This window comes from Mesorhizobium sp. B1-1-7 (genome assembly GCF_006442705.1).
GTDB classification, from domain to species: Bacteria; Pseudomonadota; Alphaproteobacteria; order Rhizobiales; family Rhizobiaceae; genus Mesorhizobium; species Mesorhizobium opportunistum.
Genome location: NZ_VFWQ01000004.1, coordinates 14952 through 34664, shown reverse-complemented (window position 1 = coordinate 34664; position 19713 = coordinate 14952). Strand labels below are relative to the sequence as shown.

The 19713-nt window shown below is 58.2% G+C and carries 12 protein-coding genes; 11 read left to right on the top strand and 1 reads right to left on the bottom strand.

What is annotated here, in order from left to right:
- Positions 1-181 precede the first annotated feature (181 nt).
- The 11 genes from FJ978_RS07275 to FJ978_RS07225 all read left to right on the top strand — a co-directional run bounded on the left by FJ978_RS07275 (position 182) and on the right by FJ978_RS07225 (position 18897).
- A complete protein-coding gene (locus FJ978_RS07275; RefSeq protein WP_140571327.1) occupies positions 182-1183 on the top strand; it encodes a hypothetical protein in 1002 nt (333 codons plus the stop codon).
- A gap of 101 nt (positions 1184-1284) precedes the next feature.
- Entirely contained in the window at positions 1285-1461 is a 177-nt protein-coding gene (locus FJ978_RS32720; protein WP_181180380.1) for a hypothetical protein, read from the top strand.
- 51 nt (positions 1462-1512) lie between these two features.
- The gene (locus tag FJ978_RS07270) at positions 1513-2025 is read left to right on the top strand and encodes a hypothetical protein (protein WP_140571325.1); all 513 of its coding nucleotides are present in this window, start codon (positions 1513-1515) and stop codon (positions 2023-2025) included.
- A 93-nt stretch (positions 2026-2118) separates the two neighbouring features.
- A complete protein-coding gene (locus FJ978_RS07265) occupies positions 2119-2502 on the top strand; it encodes a hypothetical protein (protein ID WP_140571323.1) in 384 nt (127 codons plus the stop codon).
- Positions 2499-2891: a hypothetical protein gene (locus FJ978_RS07260; protein ID WP_140571321.1), complete on the top strand. Its 393-nt coding sequence runs from the start codon at positions 2499-2501 to the stop codon at positions 2889-2891. Before FJ978_RS07265 ends, FJ978_RS07260 begins: the two co-directional genes overlap by 4 nt.
- A gap of 114 nt (positions 2892-3005) precedes the next feature.
- Positions 3006-8186, top strand: a complete 5181-nt coding sequence (locus FJ978_RS07255) for a DEAD/DEAH box helicase (protein WP_140571319.1) — start codon at positions 3006-3008, stop codon at positions 8184-8186.
- Complete coding sequence (locus FJ978_RS07250; RefSeq protein WP_140571317.1) at positions 8183-10945, top strand: DEAD/DEAH box helicase; 2763 nt, start codon at positions 8183-8185, stop codon at positions 10943-10945. The genes FJ978_RS07255 and FJ978_RS07250 overlap by 4 nt, the downstream gene beginning before the upstream one ends.
- Positions 10945-14883, top strand: coding sequence for an N-6 DNA methylase (locus tag FJ978_RS07245; protein WP_140571315.1), 3939 nt, complete (start codon positions 10945-10947; stop codon positions 14881-14883). Before FJ978_RS07250 ends, FJ978_RS07245 begins: the two co-directional genes overlap by 1 nt.
- 446 nt (positions 14884-15329) lie before the next feature.
- Positions 15330-16466: an HNH endonuclease signature motif containing protein gene (locus tag FJ978_RS07235; RefSeq protein WP_246678085.1), complete on the top strand. Its 1137-nt coding sequence runs from the start codon at positions 15330-15332 to the stop codon at positions 16464-16466.
- Positions 16467-16496: 30 nt separating this feature from the next.
- Positions 16497-17003, top strand: coding sequence for a hypothetical protein (locus FJ978_RS07230; RefSeq protein WP_140571311.1), 507 nt, complete (start codon positions 16497-16499; stop codon positions 17001-17003).
- Between the two features lie 37 nt (positions 17004-17040).
- Complete coding sequence (locus FJ978_RS07225) at positions 17041-18897, top strand: DUF262 domain-containing protein (protein ID WP_181180379.1); 1857 nt, start codon at positions 17041-17043, stop codon at positions 18895-18897.
- Between the two features lies 1 nt (position 18898).
- Here FJ978_RS07225 and FJ978_RS07220 read toward each other — a convergent pair whose 3' ends face one another.
- Positions 18899-19654 carry a hypothetical protein gene (locus FJ978_RS07220; RefSeq protein ID WP_181180378.1) on the bottom strand — a complete coding sequence of 252 codons (756 nt, stop codon included), beginning with the start codon at positions 19652-19654 and terminating at the stop codon, positions 18899-18901.
- Positions 19655-19713: the final 59 nt, after the last annotated feature.

The following is a 19713-nucleotide window of genomic DNA, read 5'->3' as shown; positions in this document are numbered from 1 at the left end:
TTCTGGGGCCCTGATTGGCTGACTGGCTGATGGGCCACGATTTCAGGGTTGCTCGGCACAGCACAACAAAGGTGCCCCCCCGACGAACACCCCGGACGGTTTTCGCTATAACCCTTACCTGGAACAAAAAAGACCGGCCGACTTCTCCCAAACGCGACCGGTCCTATCAAGTGGTGATGGTATGAATTATAGCAGTTTCGCGCCTGCTTGTCAGGCGGAGGCACAGATAACGTGCGCCGGCGATATCGACTTCGACAACCTCAGTGACGATGATCTAAAGGCGCTCAACGCCCTCGAAGCAGAGGAGCAGGTTGACAACAAAGTAAAACGAACACGCGTAAAATCCGTCTATCGCGACGCGTTATTTCGCCCGCTTTTCCAAGGCATTGCAGCATTGGACGATCTACGCGCGAATGGGGGGACTTCAGTTACATATGCTACCCCCTCTCACCCTCTCTTCCCCGTCCTTCACATAACCAACGACCGCAAACCTCCAAGCACACTCTACAAGCACGAACACCTGACCGACGCAGAAGAACGTCTACAAGCCCGGTTCTGGCGCGACTACGCTGTTCAACTGCAGGGCCTGCGCGAGCATGTCGTTCCAGCCCCCTGGCGTGATCTGAGCGACCCTGGTCGGCTGGAGTGGTTCCACCATGCTCTTCGGTCGCAAGGCGATGTGAAGGCCTTCACGCTGCGCCTATCCGACGACGTCGAGGCGCGCGCCAGGAAGCATGCTTCTACGGCCGGCTGGCTGTCAAAGCGTATTGCCAGGGAGCTAGAGGAAGCGCTTGGCCGCAAGGTCGATTATTGGTTCGCATTGGAGGTGTCTGTGCATCACAAGCTGCATCTGCACGGTGAGCTTCAGATTGCGTCCGGTGAGGCTGAGGCGGCCCGGAAGGCGTTCCGCGTGGCTGCCGGTGAATGGGCGTCGGTTCGCCAGCATCAGGCCCATACGGAGGACGAGCCAAGCGTCGTTTGGGCCAATTACAGCGCCAAGGACTGGAACCACATCCGGCCACGACCGAAGCATGGGCGGCTCGCAGGCGTGTCTCGGCCAATCAACGGCGAGTGGTATTTTGCGACCAAGCCGATCCGTAGGCTGGCGGCCGAGCTGTATTCTGAACAGCTTCGGGAAGTCATCAAGCTCATGAAAACGCTTTCTCTTCCGAAAACAGTGTAACTCACTAGTGACTAACACTCTGTTTTCATTATATTTTTTGCTTGAAGCCTTCGGCGACAGGAACCATGTATCCGGCGTCTAACACGAACGGAGTTCTGGATATGGATGCCTACCTGCTTGATGAAAATTGGAATGCCTTGGTCGATCGCCTTGCCGGCCGATTTGATGCGCAAGCGCAAGGCTGGACGCGCCGCGATGAGGTCGTGGCGGCGCTCATGGACGCAGGTGTTTGGCCGGCCGGCATAAAGCGCGATGATGGTCCGTTAGAATCTGATTGACACGAACGTTAGGTTCTGATACTGACGCTTCGAAATCAGGAGCGAACGCACATGGCACTTTCAAATGCAGAACGGCAGCGCCGGCACTACGAGCGCCGGAAGGCTGCGGCCAGAGCACTGAGCGATGCAGCGGAGATGACGCGGCCCTTTCTGAAACAGCCGTTTTTCGCCTTCCTCCACTTCGACTCTAATTGGGAAGATGCCGAGATTGCCCTGCGCATGGCCGGCATCGAACCGCCTGAATTTGGCGATGACAGAGGTCCGGACTTTCCGTCGGACTTGGACGGCCTGGAACTTCCAACGCACCTGACCGACTCGGTCGGCCGGGCCGAGCTCACCGTCGAGTGCCTGTTGGATGCGGCCACGACCCTGGCCGGCATCATCAATCGCTACAAGCGCAAGGAGTTGAATGACACGCTGCTCGAACTCGAGCAGGTCGGCCCTCATGACCTGTTCATCAGGTCGCAGGCTGACAAAGACATGTTCCGAATAAGGAAAATTCTGGACCGGCTCGACAAGCAGGTGCGCTGGACGCTGCCGGAATGGAAGATCAAAGACCTGTAAGGTTTTTGGGAATGCCCTGACCGGGGCGGCTCGACCGCAAAATCAGCGCCGCCCCGGCAGGTTCAACATCGCAAAACATGGAGATGATCTGCAATGAGAACTGAATCTATCACCGCGCCGGTAGCTCTGGCAAACATCAGCCAACGTATGTCGAGGCGACAATTTAACAGCCGTCTGTGTAACGTTTATCAAAAGAACGGTTCCGAAATCAGAGTAGATGCCAGCATTGAAATGGACGAAGATGGCTTCGTTGAAGTGTTCAATTCGCCTGAAGGAATCCTGATCGCTATCCACCACGGCTTTGCCGGTCTGAATTTCCAGACAGTCGATCTTATCCCGTTACACTCGATCGTTAGAGACGCGATCGACGCATATTTTTTCGAGAACGTAGCACCGAATTCTGACGTGGCCGAAATCGCCTGCAGAGTGGCCGACGCCGTTAGCGGACTACTGATGAGGGAGGAGACCGCGCAATGAGCATGAATCCCGCTTTGCAAAAGCTCGTCCGGGGAGCCGCATTGAGACATAGTAGAATTGACGACGGGGTTGACCACGCCACCGACTATGCCGCCATTGAGGACCAGAAAGTTGTCGATCGGGCAATGGCCCGGGAAGGAAGAAAGCTCCTGCATCGGGCCAATCGTCTCGAATTAGAGGCAGAAGCTCTGCCCACGCCGGCAATTTGCTCTTGGGACGGGCGAACGGTTCGGATCTCATCGGCTAATCCTAGTTCCAATGCGACGGGTGGGAGTGATCACGCCCGTCGCACTACGGTGAACGGCAATGGTTGCGATTCAAATCGTTCGATCATCACGATGCCAAACAATCATGCCAGAGCGGCTGACAACCTAGTTGATGCACGCTAGACTCCACTTTGGGCTGGGCAGTGAGACAAGAAAAAATGGGCCGATGCTGAGGCCTCGATTCTTGTTGCAAATTGCTCTCAGGGACGGTTTGCTGCGTCGGTGCGGGGGAATTCTATGAACGTGTTCGAGTTGGATAGAGTTCTCGTAAACGACTACGAGCGCTTTTCCCGATCGTTCACGCGTATCAGAGCCGCAGATATTCGGCGAAGTGTCGATGAAATCTATGCCAGCGGGCGATTTTGGCCCGAGCCGCTGATCTCGATCAACCCGCACTTCGAGCGTGGCGCCGGAATAGACGATCTGGTGCGTGATGGCACACTCCACCCCGAAACAGGCAAAGTCTTTCGCGTTGCCGGCACCTCGATCACGCTCCATCGCCATCAGCAGGAAGCTGTCTCTAAGGCGGTTTCCCGGAAGTCATTTGTCGTCACAACAGGAACAGGATCGGGTAAGTCCCTTTGCTTCTTCGTTCCCATCATTGATGCCGCTATTCGCGCCCGCGCTGCAGGCGAGCCGCAAAGAACGCGCGCCATCATCGTCTATCCAATGAACGCACTGGCGAATAGCCAGATCAAGGAACTCGAAAAGTTTGTTGAGCAGTCCGGGCTCGATGCACGGCTTCGCCCGACCTTCGCGCGCTACACCGGCCAGGAGTCCCCTGAGGAACGCGAGCTTATAAGCCGGGCGAAACCCGACATTCTGCTCACCAATTTCATGATGCTTGAGTTGTTGATGACACGCCAGAACAGGTTGGATCAAACGGTCATCGCGAACGCTCATGGCCTGGACTTCATCGTCCTCGACGAGCTGCATACCTATCGCGGCCGCCAAGGGGCCGACGTGGCGATGCTGGTTCGTCGTGTCAGGGATCGGCTATCTGCAGACAAGGAGCCCGTATGCATTGGCACATCGGCGACCATGGCGAGCGAAGGATCCGAAGCAAAACGTGCAGAGGTCGTGGCCAGCGTGGCGACCAGACTGTTCGGGACGAACGTATCGCCAGATGCGGTGATCGACGAGACTCTGCAACGGGCTACCGACCAATCGATCAAGACCGATGGGCTCAAGTCTTTTCTCGTCGATATCCTCAACCGCGACATTCCGGAAGACCTCGACGACTCGGCTCTCTACAAGCATCCGCTTGCTGTCTGGATCGAACTTGAGATCGGACTTCTTGATAAGCAAATTCTGAGCCGCAGGCCGCCGATGACGATATCGCAGGCCTCTCGGAAGCTAGCCGACTTCACAGGCTGCGCGGAGGGCATTTGCCGCCGCCAGCTAGAAGCGATGCTGACCTTGATGAGCCGATCCGAGAAAGACCGCGGTGGCTTGAACGAGCGGGCATTTCTGGCGTTCAAGCTGCACAGGTTTTTTTCTGGCGCAGGACGCGTCTACGCCACCTTGAGGGCGAGCAATCGTCACGTGACCCTCGAAGGGCAACGCTTTGATCCTGACGACGAGGAAGCCAGGCTATATCCTACCTTCTTCTGTAGGGAGTGCGGTCAGGAATTCCATTCGGTAACGCTTGCCGATGACGAAGGGGTGCGGCGGGTATTGCCTCGATCCATTGACGAGACGCCGGTTGAAGACCCCGACGTGGAAGACGAGGCCGGCTATTTGATGCCGATACCCGAGGACGACGCCGATTTTCGATTCAGCGGAGCGCCCGAAGACTTTCCCGAGGACTGGACGGAGCCGAGTCCCAACGGTCTCCAGCTAAGAAAGGACAGGCGAAAGTGGGTGCCAAGGCTGCTGAGTGTCAAGGTCGACGGGCAACCCGGAGAACACGGGGGGCATGGCCTTTTCATCTCAGGGAAGTTTAGGTTTTGCCCGGCTTGCGGCGACCAGCCTTCCAGCAGAGCGCGAGAGATCAACAAGCTCGCAAGCCTGTCTGCCGAAGGGCGCAGTTCAGCGACGACCCTGCTTGTATCGAGCACATTGCGTTGGATGAACAAGCGCGAAAACGGTATTCCGCTAGATAAGCGAAAGCTGCTCGGCTTTACAGACAACCGACAGGACGCTGCCTTGCAGGCGGGTAACTTCAACGATTCGCTATTCGTTACCTTGTTGCGGGCAGCGATACTCGCAGCGGTTCGCAATGCGGGCAAGGAAGGACTTGGCGACGACGAGTTCGGGCGCCGGGTGCAGGCAAAGCTGGGGTTCCTCGCAGGGAGGGACGATCGCCGGCAGGAATGGATGATCGCCCCGGAGACAAAGGGTATTCACCGTCAAGATGCTGAACGTGCGCTGTCGCGCGTTCTGACCTATCGGGTCTGGGCCGATCAGAAACGCGGTTGGCGGTTCACCAATCCCAATCTGGAAGAGCTGGGGCTGGTATCGGCCGAATATTCGGCGCTTGACGAACTGGCCGAGGATGAGGAAGCGTTCGCGAACGCACCGGCCGAGCTTCGGAATTTGTCGCCCGAGCGCAGAAGACACGCCTTACGCGTTCTGTTCGAAGCTCTCCGGCAAGGGCTGGCCGTTACTGCCGAAGCGCTCGAGCTCCAGACGCTGGAAACGACCATGCGTTCCGCCGGTCAGTTCCTACGAGAACCCTGGGCCATTTCAGAACGCGAGAATCTTCGCTCGGCTGCGGCCTTGATCATCGTGGCGCCAAAGAAGAGCGAGACAAATCTCCGGAGCGAGTCGCTAGTCATTCGTGGCGGGCCGCGGAGTAGACTTGCAAAGGAGTTGAACCGGTCCAGCATATGGGGCGAAAGGCTTTCGGGTAGCAGATATCAGGAGGTCCTTGACGCACTCCTAAGCGCTGCCGCCACCTATCAACTTGTCCGCCGTGTCCAGACCGTCTTCGACGTGGAAGGATGGCAACTAGCGGCCAGTGCCGTTCGGCTGGTTGCTGGGAGCGCCCATAGCCCAAAGCAGGCAAACTCCTATTTTCTCAACCTCTACAACTATCTGGCGGCGGCACTCGACGGTGATGGAGAAGGGCTGTTTGGACTGGAGAGCCGCGAACACACCGCCCAGGTAGACCAGGAGCGGCGAGAATGGCGCGAGTGGCGGTTTCGATATGGGGAGGATGACCAGGCGCGGATCGCCGAGCACCGCGAGGCGATGCGGATTGCGATGGAGCCAGACCAGTTCCTCCCTACGCTATTCTGCTCGCCAACGATGGAGCTGGGTGTCGATATCTCGGCGCTGAATACGGTATATCTGCGAAACGTGCCTCCCACGCCGGCAAACTACGCCCAGCGATCCGGACGCGCAGGGCGTTCGGGACAGGCGGCTCTTGTGGTCACCTACTGCGCCGCCCAGAGCCCACATGATCAGTATTACTTCTCGCGCCGCGACCAGATGGTCGGAGGAATAGTGCGCCCGCCGGCACTTGACCTTGCCAACAGGGAGCTGGTCGAGGCTCACCTGCACGCCGTATGGATAGCGGAGGCGGGCCAGGAATTGTTGCCCGACATTCCGCATGTGTTGGACCTCAGCCAGCCGGGCTTGCCGGTAAATCGGGAAATTACCGAGAATTTTGCGAGCAGTGCCCTCGCCGAGCGGGCTGTTGGCCCGATGCGACGGGTTCTCAACAGCATTGACCTTGAACTCTCAGCTTCGGAGGCCAGTTGGGCTGCCAATCGGGAGGAGTTTCTTGCTTTGGTGGTCGCGAACGCCAACACGCGGTTCTCTGGTGCGTTTAAGCGCTGGCGGCAGCTTTATGAAGGCGCGCGCACACAGTTGATCGAAGCCAATCGCAAATCCGAAATGCATGGCCTCGACAAGCAGGAACGACGAGACGCCAAGATTGCCCAAGCACAAGCCAATGAACAACTCGCTCTTTTGGAAAGAGGCCAGGCAAGCGGAGGCTCCGATTTCTACACCTATCGTTACCTCGCGACCGAAGGGTTCTTGCCCGGCTACAACTTCCCCCGGCTGCCGCTCTATGCTTACGTGCCTGCCGTCGGCGCGGGCGGCCCCAAGGCCGCGTATCTGCAACGTGCACGGTTCCTTGCCATCGCGGAATTCGGGCCCGGAAGCCTGATCTATCACGAGGGTCGCGCCTATCGGGTCTACAAGGCCAAGCTGTCGCCGGAGATGCGCGGCACCACCGACGGCAAACTGACCACAACAAAGATCTTCATCTGCGACGCCTGTGGCGCTGCCCATGATCACGAACAGGATCGGTGCCATGCCTGTGGCGCGCTCATGGCGGGCATCCATCCGATCCGCAATGTCCTGCGCATCGACAACGTTGAGACGGTGGCTGCGGAGCGAATAACGGCAAACGACGAGGATCGGCAAAGACAGGGCTTCGAAATACAAACCGTCTTCAGTTGGCCCTCACGCGACGGCCAGGTTGATGTGACTTCTACGACAATATCGGATCAGGATGGCCCGATCGCCAACGTCCACTATGCCCACGGTGCGCTCATCAGCCGGATCAACAAGGGCCTTCGCCGGAGAAAAGAAAAGGCCATTCTCGGTTTCGGCATCGATGCCGCCACCGGGCGATGGACGAAGGCACCTGATGACGACGGCGAGGAGGCGGATACGCCGGATGGCCCGGTCACGCAGCGGGTCGTGCCAATCGTGCAGGACAACAAAAACGCTGCCTTGTTTCGCCCGGCGGGCGAGCAGATGACCGAAACTTCTATAACCACTGTCCAGCACGCGCTGACGCGCGGCATAGAGATAGCGTTCCAGCTCGAAGAAGGCGAAGTCCTCACCGAGCCGGTGCCGAGTCGCGAGAACCGCCGCGCTATCCTGGCCTTCGAGGCGACGGAGGGAGGAGCCGGCGTCCTTGGGCGAATCGTCGAAGAACCCGAGGCCATTAGGCGAGTTGCAAGGACAGCGCTGCAGCTCATGCATTTCCAGGGACTGGAGGAAGCAATCGCCTCTCGTGATCCCGACTTGCTGGTTGATGTGCCAGACTCGAATTGCGTTAAGGGCTGCTATCGCTGCCTGCTCTCCTACTACAACCAGCCGGACCAGGAACTCATCGATCGGACCGATGATGAAGCGAAGCGTATGCTATTGCGATTGGCCTGTTCCGAGGTCCAAGCGGCATCGGCCAGCTTACCTGAAGTGGCAGACCAACCCTGGGCCACGGCATTCAAGGATGCAGGCATATCCAGCTACGACGCCGAGCCGATGAAAATCGGCTCGCAAACATTGCCATTCGTGTGGCGGACGCATCTTGTGGTTGCAAGCGATTCTCCGGTGGGGTCCGAAGATCTCGCCGAGATCGAGGCGCGTGGATTTGTGCTTGTCGGGTTACCGCAAACGCCTTCGCCATCGGCGTTGGCTGAGTTGCGGCGTTTGCTAGGAGTATCGGATTGACTGCTGCTTTTTCTCCCGGAGACCTCGTCTATGCCCGTGGTCGCGAGTGGGTGGCTTTGCCTTCGCTGGAAGAGGGGTGGCTGTCCCTTCGGCCGCTTTCGGGCGCCGAGGCGGACATCCAGCTCATTCACCCGGAACTCGAGACCGACAAGCCCAGGCCCGCTCGATTTGCCCTGCCGGAAAAAGTGCATTTGGCTACGCAATCCGCTGCGCAACTTCTGTCCGAAGCGCTGCGTTTGTCGCTACGCCGGGGTGCCGGTCCGTTCCGATCCGCCGCGCGCCTGTCGTTTGAGCCCCGCGCATATCAGCTTGTTCCGCTGATCATGGCGCTCAGGCTGCAGACCGTGAGGCTGCTTATTGCCGACGATGTGGGTATCGGCAAGACGATCGAGGCGGGGTTGATCTTGCGCGAACTGATCGACCGTGGGGAGGCGGAAGCGTTTACAGTCCTTTGTCCGCCGCATCTGGTCGAGCAGTGGACGGGCGAACTGAAAGAAAAGTTCGACATTGATGCGGTTGCCGTCACCGCAGCTTCTGCCGCCAGGCTCGAGCGCTGGCTGCCCCAGCACACGACGCTGTTTGATGCGCATCCGCAGACGGTGGTCAGTCTCGACTACATCAAGGCAGACAAACGTCGCGACTCCTTCGCCAGGGCCTGCCCCAATCTGGTTATCGTTGACGAGGCGCATGCCTGCGTCGGCACGCATAAAGGGCGCCAGCAACGCTTCGAGTTACTTAAGCGGCTGGCGGAGGACACGACTCGCCATTTGATCCTGCTTACGGCGACGCCGCATAGTGGCGACGAAGAGGCATTCGAGCGTCTGCTGGGGCTCATCGATTCGGAGTTTTCCGGCCGAGCCTTCGAGGAAGAGCGCTCGCGCATCCGGCTCGCCCGTCATTTTGTGCAGCGCCGTCGCATTGACGTCACGTCGCGGGAGTGGGGAGAGGAACGCTCCTTCCCTCGTCACGAGACGAGCGAAAGTTCCTACAGGTTCAACAACGCGCAGAGCGCCTTTCACGACGCGGTCCTCGACTACTGTCTTGGCGTCGTCGAGGGTGCCGGATCCGGCCAACGTGAGCGACGCCTGGCTTTTTGGGGCACGCTTGCACTGATGCGGTGCGTCGGCTCGTCACCAGCCGCCGCCGCCAGCGCCCTCCGCAACCGCCTGAAGTCGGATCCCGATCGCCTGGGGGATCACGTTTTCGACGATGACGGGGAGGACGAAGATGCGATCGACGTCGAGCCGGCTTCCGGGCTCGATACCGGGCCGCTCGCGTCCCTTGTCGCTCAGGCGGAGTTTCTTACCCGTTCACCAGATCCCAAGCTTGCGGCGACGGTCAAAGTCCTCGAGCCACTTATCGAGTCCGGTGCCAATCCTGTTGTCTTCTGTCGTTACATCGCCACCGCCGATCACCTCGCCGAGGGGCTGCGCAGGGCATTCCCAAAGCTGCGGGTCGAGGTGGTCACTGGCGCCCTTACAGGGGACGAACGCCGTGCCCGCGTCGAAGCCATGGTCAACGACGCGCAGCGCCTGCTGGTCGCCACGGATTGCCTGTCCGAGGGCATCAATCTGCAGCATCTCTTCGATACGGTAATTCACTACGATCTTTCCTGGAATCCAACCAGGCACCAGCAGCGGGAAGGGCGTGTCGACCGTTTCGGCCAGTCGGCGCCTCTGGTGCGTTCGGTCCTTCTCTTCTCGCCTGACAGCGCCATCGATGGAGCGGTGTTGGAGGTAATCCTGCGCAAGGCGGAAGCCATCAGGAAGGCCACAGGTGTAAGCGTGCCATTGCCTGAGGAGCGTGGCGCGGTGACGGGCGCCCTTATGAACGCCGTGCTCCTGCGCAAGGGCCGCACTCGCCAATTGTCGCTCGACTTTGGTTTCGACCAGGATGCCAGAAATTTCGAGACGCGCTGGCGAGACGCGGAGGAAGGGGAGAAGGCGTCACGCGCACGCTTCGCGCAGAACGCCATGAAGCCTGAGGAAGTGGCGCCGGAGTGGAAGAAATGGCGCGATCTTTTGGGTGGTCCAGCGGAGTTAATTCGCTTTACCAGCCGCGCCATGAGCAGGCTCAATGTGCAACTCGAAATGCAGAAGCATAATTCCTATCGGGCTCATCTGAGCGAGTTGCCGAAGCAGATCGCCGAACGCCTGGCCTCCCGTGGCCTAGAGGGCACCGCCAAGCTGTCTTTCGAAGAGCCGCCGTTGCCCGGCCACAGCGTCGTTACACGCAGCCATCCCCTTCCCGCGACACTAGCCGAATCTCTGCTGGAGGGCGCACTGGATCCTGTGTCCAGCGCGATAAACCCAATAGGTCGTGCGGGGGCCTGGTCGTCTTCCGCCGTCAAGGTCCTGACGACCGTTGCCCTTTTGCGACTTCGCTTCAAGCTCACCGTGCGTGGCCGGACAGAGCGCATGTTGCTGGTCGAGGAAGCGAGTGCAATTGCCTTCGGCCCCGCAGGTGTTATTTCTATCGGCGAAACAGCGCGTAATGTGCTTGACGGGGAGGCCGCCGGCAACCTGGCGGATGTCGCGCGGATCCGTCTCATTGAAGCTGCTCTGATCCGCATTACCTCGCTGGTCGAAGGGCCGATTGCCGAGCACGCCAAGGCGCGTGCCGAGGCACTCGCTGAAGATCACGAGCGTCTACGGCGAGCAGGCGCCGATGCCAGTCGTTTCATTTCGCGGGTGTCGGTGGAGCCCGTCCACCCGGCTGATATCATCGGCCTTTATGTCCTCGTGCCTGCCACAAGCTGATGAAGAAGAAACCCATCGAATTCACTGCTCTGCAGATCGAGGGCAACCTGATATCGCCAGCCATGCTCTCAGCCATCGACCGGCGAACCGCCGGCAATCAGACCGAGGCGGATTACGGCGTGCCTAAAGGCCTCTCCATCCGCGATGAGATTGCGCGCTATTTCCGCATAGGCCAAGCGCTGTTCGGGGACTTTGCCAAGTTGGAGACGCCGTCGTCGCTCTCCGCGACCCGCTTCGCCGAAAGGCTTCTCAGCCAAGTCTTCGGCTTCTCTGACATAGTCCAGGTCGGCAGCCGCGCCGAGGACGGCCGGGTTTTCGCTGTCACGCTAGAAGCATTGGCGGGACGTGTGCCGGTCGTTGTCGTTCCGCCCGTCGATGACCTCGATCATGCCAGCGAAAGCCTACCGACCGACAGCCGAAAGCACTCGGCTGCTACGGCGATGCAGGACTGGCTCAACCATTCGGATGCAGCGCTCTGGGGCCTTGCATCCAATGGCGAGAAGCTGCGCCTTATGCGTGACAATCAGAGTCTGACGCGGCCAACTTACATTGAGGCCAATCTGCGCCAAATCTTCGAGGGCGAGGATTTCGCCACCTTCGCGGTGCTGTGGCTGCTCGTGCATGCCAGCCGCTTCGGGAGGCGGCCGGCGCTGGCCAGCGATTGCGCGCTGGAGCAGTGGCGCGAGCAGGGTTCAAAGCAGGGCCTCGTCGCGCGTGATAGATTGCGGGACGGCGTCGAGGCCGCACTGGTCGCGTTGGGCACCGGCTTCCTCGAAGAAAATCCCGCTTTGCGTGAACGCGTCACGTCTGGCGAGCTTTTGCTGACGAGTTTCTTCTCAGAGCTTTTGCGCCTCGTCTACCGACTGATCTTCCTAATGGCGGCGGAAGACCGCGACCTGCTGCATACGCCCTCGGCGCCGACCACTGTGCGCAGGCTCTATGCGCAAGGCTATTCGCTGGCCAATTTACGCGAGCGCTCGGTCCGCCGCTCGGCGTGGGATGCGCATCATGACCGGTGGGAGGGGCTGAAGATCACCTTTGCGGCGCTCGACCGGGGCGAGAAGCTGCTCGGCCTGCCCGCCTTGGGCGGTCTGTTCGCGCGTGGTGAGGTGCCCGACCTCGACCACGTCCGCCTCTCGAACAAGGCGCTGATGGAGGCGATTTATCGCCTCGCTTGGTTGAAGGACACTTCGTCACTCCAGCCGGTCAACTGGCGCGACATGGAAACCGAGGAACTGGGCTCAGTCTATGAAAGCTTGCTGGAACTGACGCCTCGTCTTGTCGACGAGGGCCGGGCCATGGCATTCGCCGAGGGCGCGGAAACGAAAGGTAACCAGCGCAAGACGACCGGCAGCTACTATACGCCGGACAGTCTCGTGCAGGCACTGCTGGACTCTGCGCTTGATCCGGTGCTCGACCGTATCGAAGCGGAAACCGATGACCCTGCAAGTGTGTTGGAACGAGTAACAGTGATCGACCCGGCCTGCGGATCGGGCCATTTTCTGCTCGCCGCCGCCCGGCGCATAGCATCGCGGCTTGCGCGTGTTCGCACCGGCGGCGTCGCGAGTGCGGCGGACTATCGCCATGCGCTGCGTGACGTCGTGCGCAACTGCATCCACGGCGTCGATCGTAATCCGATGGCCGTGGAACTGACCAAGGTGGCGCTATGGATCGAGACGGTGGAACCTGGCAAGCCGCTGGGCTTCCTCGATGCCAATATACGCTGCGGCGACGCGCTTCTCGGCGTCTTCGACCTTGATACATTGAAGGAGGGTATCCCCGATTCCGCCTATAAGCCGCTGACTGGTGATGACAAGGAAACGGCAAGGCATTTTGCCGCGCGGAACAAGGCCGAGAAAGCGGGCCAAGGCTCGCTGGACTTTGTCGGCGGTGGCGGCCGGCTACCGGCGCCGCCGCCGCTAGGCAAGGCCGCCGAAAGTCTGCGCGCGCTGCCCGAGGATACGGTCGAGGAGGTTGAGAGGAAGAAGCAACGCTGGGTCGCGGCTGAGCGTGACCCACGACGCTGGACCTGGCGTATCGCAGCTGATTTCTATCTCTCGGCGTTCCTCACACCCAAGGATGGGGGCGTGCCAATAAACCGGGTGCAGGTAAAGATTCCGACGACTGGCCAAATGTGGCAGGCATTGACGGGCCATACCGTCTATGGGCCTCTTGTCGGCCACACGCAGGAGGTTGTCGGGGATGCGCGCGCCTTCCACTGGCCGCTTGAATTCCCTGACATTATGGAACGTGGTGGCTTCGATTGCGTGCTGGGCAATCCACCATGGGAAGTAATGCAGCTAGAGCAAGAAGAATACTTCGCAGCCCGCCTTCCCGAAATTGCAGAACTTACGGGTGCGGAGAGAAAAAGAGCGGTGGCGGAACTTGAATGGCAGAGGCCTGAGATGTTTGCCGCCTATCAGCGAGAGAAACGACGCTATGACGCAGATCGGGAATTCGTCCGCGAGTCTGGGCGCTTCCCGCTTGCGGCACGGGGAAAGGTAAATACCTACGCCATATTCGCCGAGTTGGCATTGCGCCTAACAAGCCCCAAGGGTCGGATGGGGATGATCCTTCCAACGGGTATTGCAACAGACGCTACGACCGCTCCGTTTTTCTCCTACCTGATTTCGGGGGCAAAACTTGTGCGCCTCGCTGATTTTGAGAATCGCGAAGGCATTTTTCCGGCGGTTCACCGGACATACCGATTTTGCCTGCTCATCTGCGGAAGCAGCGTGGACGTCCATGAGTTCTTCTTCTTCCTGTCGGACCCTAGGCAGGTCGAAGATCCCGAACGTCGTGCCACGCTTTCGGGGGCCGAGATCGAACAAATCAATCCTAACACGAGGACAGCGCCGTTATTCCGGACACGCCGTGATGCCCAGCTAGTTCAGAAAATCCATGCAACCACAAGCGTGTTTGTCGATGACTCCAAGGGGGTGGATGGCAACCCCTGGGGAGCTGAGTTTCGCCAGGGTCTCTTTGACATGTTTTACGACAGCGCTCTTTTCCAAACTGCGCAGCAACTCCAGCAGGACGGGTATGTCCGTTCCGGACAGGATTGGATCAAAGGCGACGGTTCAGAAGATCCAAAGCCCAAGATAGTTGAAGTTCGCGGTCGTAAAATAAACATATCGAATCAAAGATATAAGCCGCTCTTTGAAGCCAAAATGTTCGACCAATATAACCATAGGTATTCGGACTACAGCAGCCGAAAGGACGCTCGTGGGCACAGAGTCCTGCCGGAGCTTCGCCCAGATCAACTATCAGATCCGAGACGCGAGGCTGAACCGTTCTATTGGGTTCCCGAGAGCGAGCTATTGAGCCGGGCGAGGCCGGGAGCCTACCTCATTGGTTACGGCGAAGCCACAACGGCGACCACGCTGAGGACTTGCGTTGTAACCGTTATGCCATTCGCAGCCGTCGGTCACAAAGAGATTCTGATTTTTACCGGACAAGATATCAAAAAAGAGATGGCCCTTGTGGCGAATTGCAATAGCATTGTTCTCGATTATGTGGCTAGAACGAAGGTCTCTTACATAAATTTTGGGAGGTATATTTTCAAACAACTCCCGCTTCTGCCGCCAGATTTTTACTCTGAACCAGATTTAGACTTCATATTGCCGAGGGTTCTCGAATTAACCTATGTTAGCTACTCCATGGAACCATTCGCCCGCGACTTAGGCTATGTCGGGCCGCCATTTACTTGGAATGACGAACGGCGGGCCTGGCTTCGAGCTGAGCTCGACGCCTTTTATGCCAATGCATATGGCCTCACTCGAGATGAGCTACGTTACGTCCTTGACCCTGCCGATATAGAAGGGGCTGGCTACCCCTCTGAAACGTTTCGTGTGCTCAAGAACAACGAGGTGAGGGAGTTCGGCGAATACCGAACTAGGCGGTTAGTGCTGGCGGCGTGGGACGCCCAATTTGCGTGAATGCGGTATTCGATAAAATCGATGCGGAGACGCGTCACATCGGGTTCTGGATGCTGAAAGTCGATTAATGTATCAATTTCCAGATGGCTGTGCACAGGCTTATGGAGAACTCGGTGAAAAGCCTCGACCAACGGCGCCCGCTTAAGGAGGGTGAATCGGAATTTGAGACGATCGGTTGTCGACACTCAAATCCTGACATTTGTAAAAACAATTCGACGCCGGGTAAGTGCGCGTTCGTGCGGGAGGATAATATCTGCATTCTGCCGCCACGATCTTGGAAGAAAATTTTCGACGAATTGAAACGACCAAGCGGGATGATATCTAAGATAGATCGATCATAGAGTTTGCGCTTGCGGGTCGAAAAAGAAGATTAGGGGACCGTGTAGAAATTATTCTTTGGGGGAGTTGTGAATAGAGAATTTGGACTCGTCGAAAATTTGGAGCAAGTGACCGACAACATCCGCCGATATAATCGCGATTTGACTGATTCTGCGGAACTCCAGAATCGCCTCAGCAACCACATTGACTGGTATGCGATTCCTGATCGACCAGGCGCCTGGTTGTTCGGACCATCAAAGTTTATTGGATACCGCGATATGAATGCTGAGAGGTATCTTGAAAGCCGGGAAAATGCCGAACTGCACGGTTGGGATACCGAAGGAAATGCCAAGCCGCTGAACGATGCGTTCGTCTTGGTGGACAAGGCGACCGACGCCGACGTTATCACTGAACTCAATCGTTTTCTCGCAACTTACGGCAAACACCTCAATGCGCGCGCCAAGCTCAAGAAAATGAAGGACCAGCCCCTGGGGCCAGCTAACATTCCCCAAAACCCACCGGGCTCAATGGTCGCGACGGAGTTGCGGAAAGCTGCTTATGCCAAAGGATTCAGGATTGAACGTGGCCAGGCCAATGGTTGGCAATGTTATGCGTCGACTACCGCCCATGGCCAAGTGTTTCTCGCAGGAGCGGGCGTCCATGGGCCTTGGTTCGCGGCCTTCGATCACCCTGGCCTTGTTGCCGAGCTCGCGACCCCGAAAGCGGATATTGCGGGGCCTGGGCTAGCGCGATATCGTTTCGAAGCCTTATCAGAACTCTACGACGCGATCGATCAGGCTTATCGTCTAGGTGACAGCCTGCCGGATGCTCCGCTTCAGCAGTTTGAGGCGGTCGTTAAAGATCTTCCCGCAACGACGGAAGTGGAGCGACTCGCCCTCCAGCGTGTCGGCCAGGACATTTTTCGGAAGGCGCTGCTGCGATATTGGCGAGACCGCTGCCCGCTGACAGGCATCACCGAACTGGCTCTGCTTCGCGCCTCACACATTGTGCCATGGGCGTTGTGTGACAGTGATGCGCAGCGCCTTGACGTTCACAACGGACTTCTTCTGTCAGCCTTGTGGGACGCGGCGTTCGATGCCGGGCTGGTCTCTTTCAGTGATGACGGATCGGCTCTGTTCTCACCGTCTGTCGGCGATGACGCGCGTCTGGCCTTGCGTGTCGAGACGTCGTCACCACTACTCGATCTCAAGCCGGGTCATCTCACAAACCTCGCCTGGCATCGCGCCCGCCACGGCTTCCTATGAGGGTCACTTGCGCGAGAGTTGAGGACGATCGTGGACGCTCAAAAGCTAGCTAGCTATTCGCTCGACCAGCTCGAAAACCTGGTCGCGAACTACCGAAGAGGAGGGCGCGAAAGCGACCCGATCTTTCCAGCTATCCTAGCGGCGAGAGAGCGGTTGAAGAGTCCTGCACTGGATTTCCAGACGACGCTCGCCGTCATTCGCCAAGCGGCAGTTGCGGGTCATTTTCTCTCCTACAAGCAAATCGCAGATGAAAGCGGCGCGGATTGGTCAAGGGTGCACTGGCAGATGGGGGACCATCTGACGCGGCTCTGTGAATACGCGCATCGGCGAGGTTGGCCACTGATATCAGCTATTGTTGTCAATGGGGACCACGTCGGATCGGGAGACCTAAAGCCAGACAGTCTAGCCGGCTTCATTTCCGTAGCACGTGAACTCGGCCTCTCCGTCACCGAGCCTGACGAGTTTCTGCGGGAGGAGCAGCAAAGAGTATTTCAGTGGGCGAATACCGTTGCTAATGATCAGCCCGATATGATCTAGATTGCCCAATAAACGAAAGAAATCGCGGGGATTCGGCTTGCAACCTACCTATCATCCACTTGCCAACATTTTTGGAACTCAAACCAGACATTTGGTGCCTTTGTTTCAACGGCCCTATGTGTGGGGCAAGGAAGAACAATGGGAGCCGCTCTGGGACGACCTGTCCCACTTGGCGGATCGCCTTCTCACGGCAGGCGGTAAGAAGGTCGCGGGCCATTTCCTTGGAACGGTCGTCCTCGAGCAGACCGACACACCCAGCGGACGTGTGACGAGGCGGGAAGTCATCGACGGCCAGCAGCGGCTTACGACATTGCAGATCGTGCTTCAGGCCGCAAAGCACGCCTTCGGCGAGATCATAGGCTCGGGCAACGAGGACGCCGAGAGGGCCGCCCGGATCGAGGTTCCTCGGCTCGAAGCCCTGACTGCGAACCCGCCGGGATATGAAGAGGAAGAGAAATACAAGGTCTGGCCGACCAACGAGGATCGGGCCGCGTTTCGACAGGTCATGGATGCACCTGCCTCCCATGATTTGGTGGGCGTCAAGACGCGTATGGCGGAAGCCTACGCCTTCTTTGTCGAATCGATGCGAGCGTGGTTAGCTAAAGGGCCGGCAGAGCACCGGGTGCCGGCGCTTTCTTCCGCGCTCAAAGACCATCTTCGCCTCATCGTTCTGGACTTGGACAGTTCCGACGAACCCCAGGCGATCTTCGAAACGCTTAACGCCCATGGCACGCCGCTGTTGCCGGCCGATCTGATCAAGAACTGGCTTCTGTGGCAGTTCGCGAGACGAAACGTCGACGCGACCGCGCCCTATGAGCAATACTGGAGCAGTTTCGATCGCGATCCTGGCTATTGGCGCCAGAAGATAGGCACAGGGCATGCGGCGCGGGCCCGTGTGGACACGTTCCTCCAAAACTGGCTCACTTGTCGAGTTCGTCAGTCGGTCTCTGCGAGCCACTTATACGATCAATTCCTGAAACATGCGGAGCGGCGGGTTTCCCCCGAGGAATTGCAGTCCGTTCATCAACTGATGGATGACATTCATTTGCACGGCAAACTCTTCCGCCAGATCGATCAGCCAACTGGCCGGTCACGCTTCGCGACGTTTTGCGCGCGGCTGAAACCGTTGGATATGTCGGTATTTCAACCGGTGTTGCTGGCCGTCATGGACCGTAAAGGGTCAGACGCTGATAGGGATGCGGTGGCGGAGATCTTGGAGAGTTACCTGGTCAGACGCATGGTTTGCGGTGCCCAAACCAGGGGCTACGGAACTTTGGCGATCGAACTTATCGACGTTATTCACGCTGTGGATGGCGCAATGCCTGTTTCCCCCGCGATCTCTAAATATCTGACCGCAATCAAAGGCACCTTGTTCTGGCCTGACGACACACGCTTCAAGTCGGATTGGGGCAGCCGGGTCTTCTACGGCTACTTTCGCCGCGGACGCGTCCTTATGATCCTTCAGGCTCTGGAAGAGCACTACCAGGCGCCAGGAGCACTTGGCGAACCTGTGGTAGGCTTCGATTTCTCCAAACTTACGATCGAGCACATCATGCCTCAGAAATGGCGGGACCATTGGCCCATCGAAGGCGGTGAAACGGAACGACTCAACCGGGATCGCGCGCTTCACGGGATCGGCAATCTTACGCTGGTCAGCGATGCACTGAACCCATCGCTGTCAAACTCGGCCTGGAAACTCCCGCCGCGCGCCGATGGCAAGGCAAACTGCAAATCAGTCGCCCTCAAGGCGCACTCGAAACTGCAGATGAATGTGAAGCTGCTTGATCGGTGGTCGGATGTCTGGAGCGAGGAGCAGATAAACGAACGTGCAAAGACACTGTTTGAGGCGGCGCTCCAGATATGGCCTGGACCAGCGGTCGTCGCTCCGGCTTAGGTTATCCTACCTCGTTGGGTCGGAGGATGTTTAGGATTGAGATGATATCGCGAACTACCGAACAGACACCGGCGGACCTTTCGTTGTTGTCGGCATAGTCGTTTGCATGTGCGAGGTGATTTCTCAAGCTTTCGATCTGCTTTAGGTTTTTGACAAAGTGCGCGCGCCGTGGGTCATCACGAAATAGCAGCTTCATCAGTATATCTCGCTTGTCACAGAATTCCGTGTAGAGAAGTTCGTCGACAATGCCGCCCGTTGATCGCGCGAGCTTGATCCGGCTCTCCATCGACGAGCGCCGGCCTTCGGACATAAAGCTGGGCCAAAGCATCTGGTCTGGATCTTTGGCCCTTATGGCTTCGGTCATTGCGATCTCCAACTCCGTCACAAGCCCAAAGAGAGCGGCGCGGACCGGAAGTTTTTGTAAATCTGACAGGCTGACTAATCCGATAATGCCATTGTCGGAAACTAGAAGTCGGAAGGGATGAAGATCGGCTTCCAAGACGAAGGAGAGAATGCTGGCATCCGCGCCTATTAGGTATTTTTCGCTCAGTCGTTCAAACGCCTCACCAACGGATTTTTCGGGAGGAGGCGTCTCGAAGTAGGGTTCAAGATGCACGACGCCGACTACGTGCTCGGACTCGCTGCCCTGCTGGACAACCGGCATGTAGCTGAACTTCTCGCTGTTACCGGCTACCAGATCGCGAAGGCTGGTCGTCATTTGACAAGCGACGAAATCCGACCTCTTCGTCGCGATCATTCCGACCGTCAGCCCGGAGTGCAGGTCATGAAATTTGCTGAGCCGATATCGTGCCATTC

What these genes read in the sequence shown, in the direction of transcription:
- FJ978_RS07270 (WP_140571325.1), top strand. Translation starts at nt 1,513, where the DNA reads ATGGCACTTTCAAATGCAGAACGGCAGCGCCGGCACTACGAGCGCCGG.
- FJ978_RS07265 (WP_140571323.1), top strand. Translation starts at nt 2,119, where the DNA reads ATGAGAACTGAATCTATCACCGCGCCGGTAGCTCTGGCAAACATCAGC.
- FJ978_RS32720 (WP_181180380.1), top strand. Translation starts at nt 1,285, where the DNA reads ATGGATGCCTACCTGCTTGATGAAAATTGGAATGCCTTGGTCGATCGC.
- FJ978_RS07255 (WP_140571319.1), top strand. Translation starts at nt 3,006, where the DNA reads ATGAACGTGTTCGAGTTGGATAGAGTTCTCGTAAACGACTACGAGCGC.
- FJ978_RS07275 (WP_140571327.1), top strand. Translation starts at nt 182, where the DNA reads ATGAATTATAGCAGTTTCGCGCCTGCTTGTCAGGCGGAGGCACAGATA.
- FJ978_RS07245 (WP_140571315.1), top strand. Translation starts at nt 10,945, where the DNA reads ATGAAGAAGAAACCCATCGAATTCACTGCTCTGCAGATCGAGGGCAAC.
- FJ978_RS07220 (WP_181180378.1), bottom strand. Translation starts at nt 19,654, where the DNA reads ATGATCGCGACGAAGAGGTCGGATTTCGTCGCTTGTCAAATGACGACC.
- FJ978_RS07260 (WP_140571321.1), top strand. Translation starts at nt 2,499, where the DNA reads ATGAGCATGAATCCCGCTTTGCAAAAGCTCGTCCGGGGAGCCGCATTG.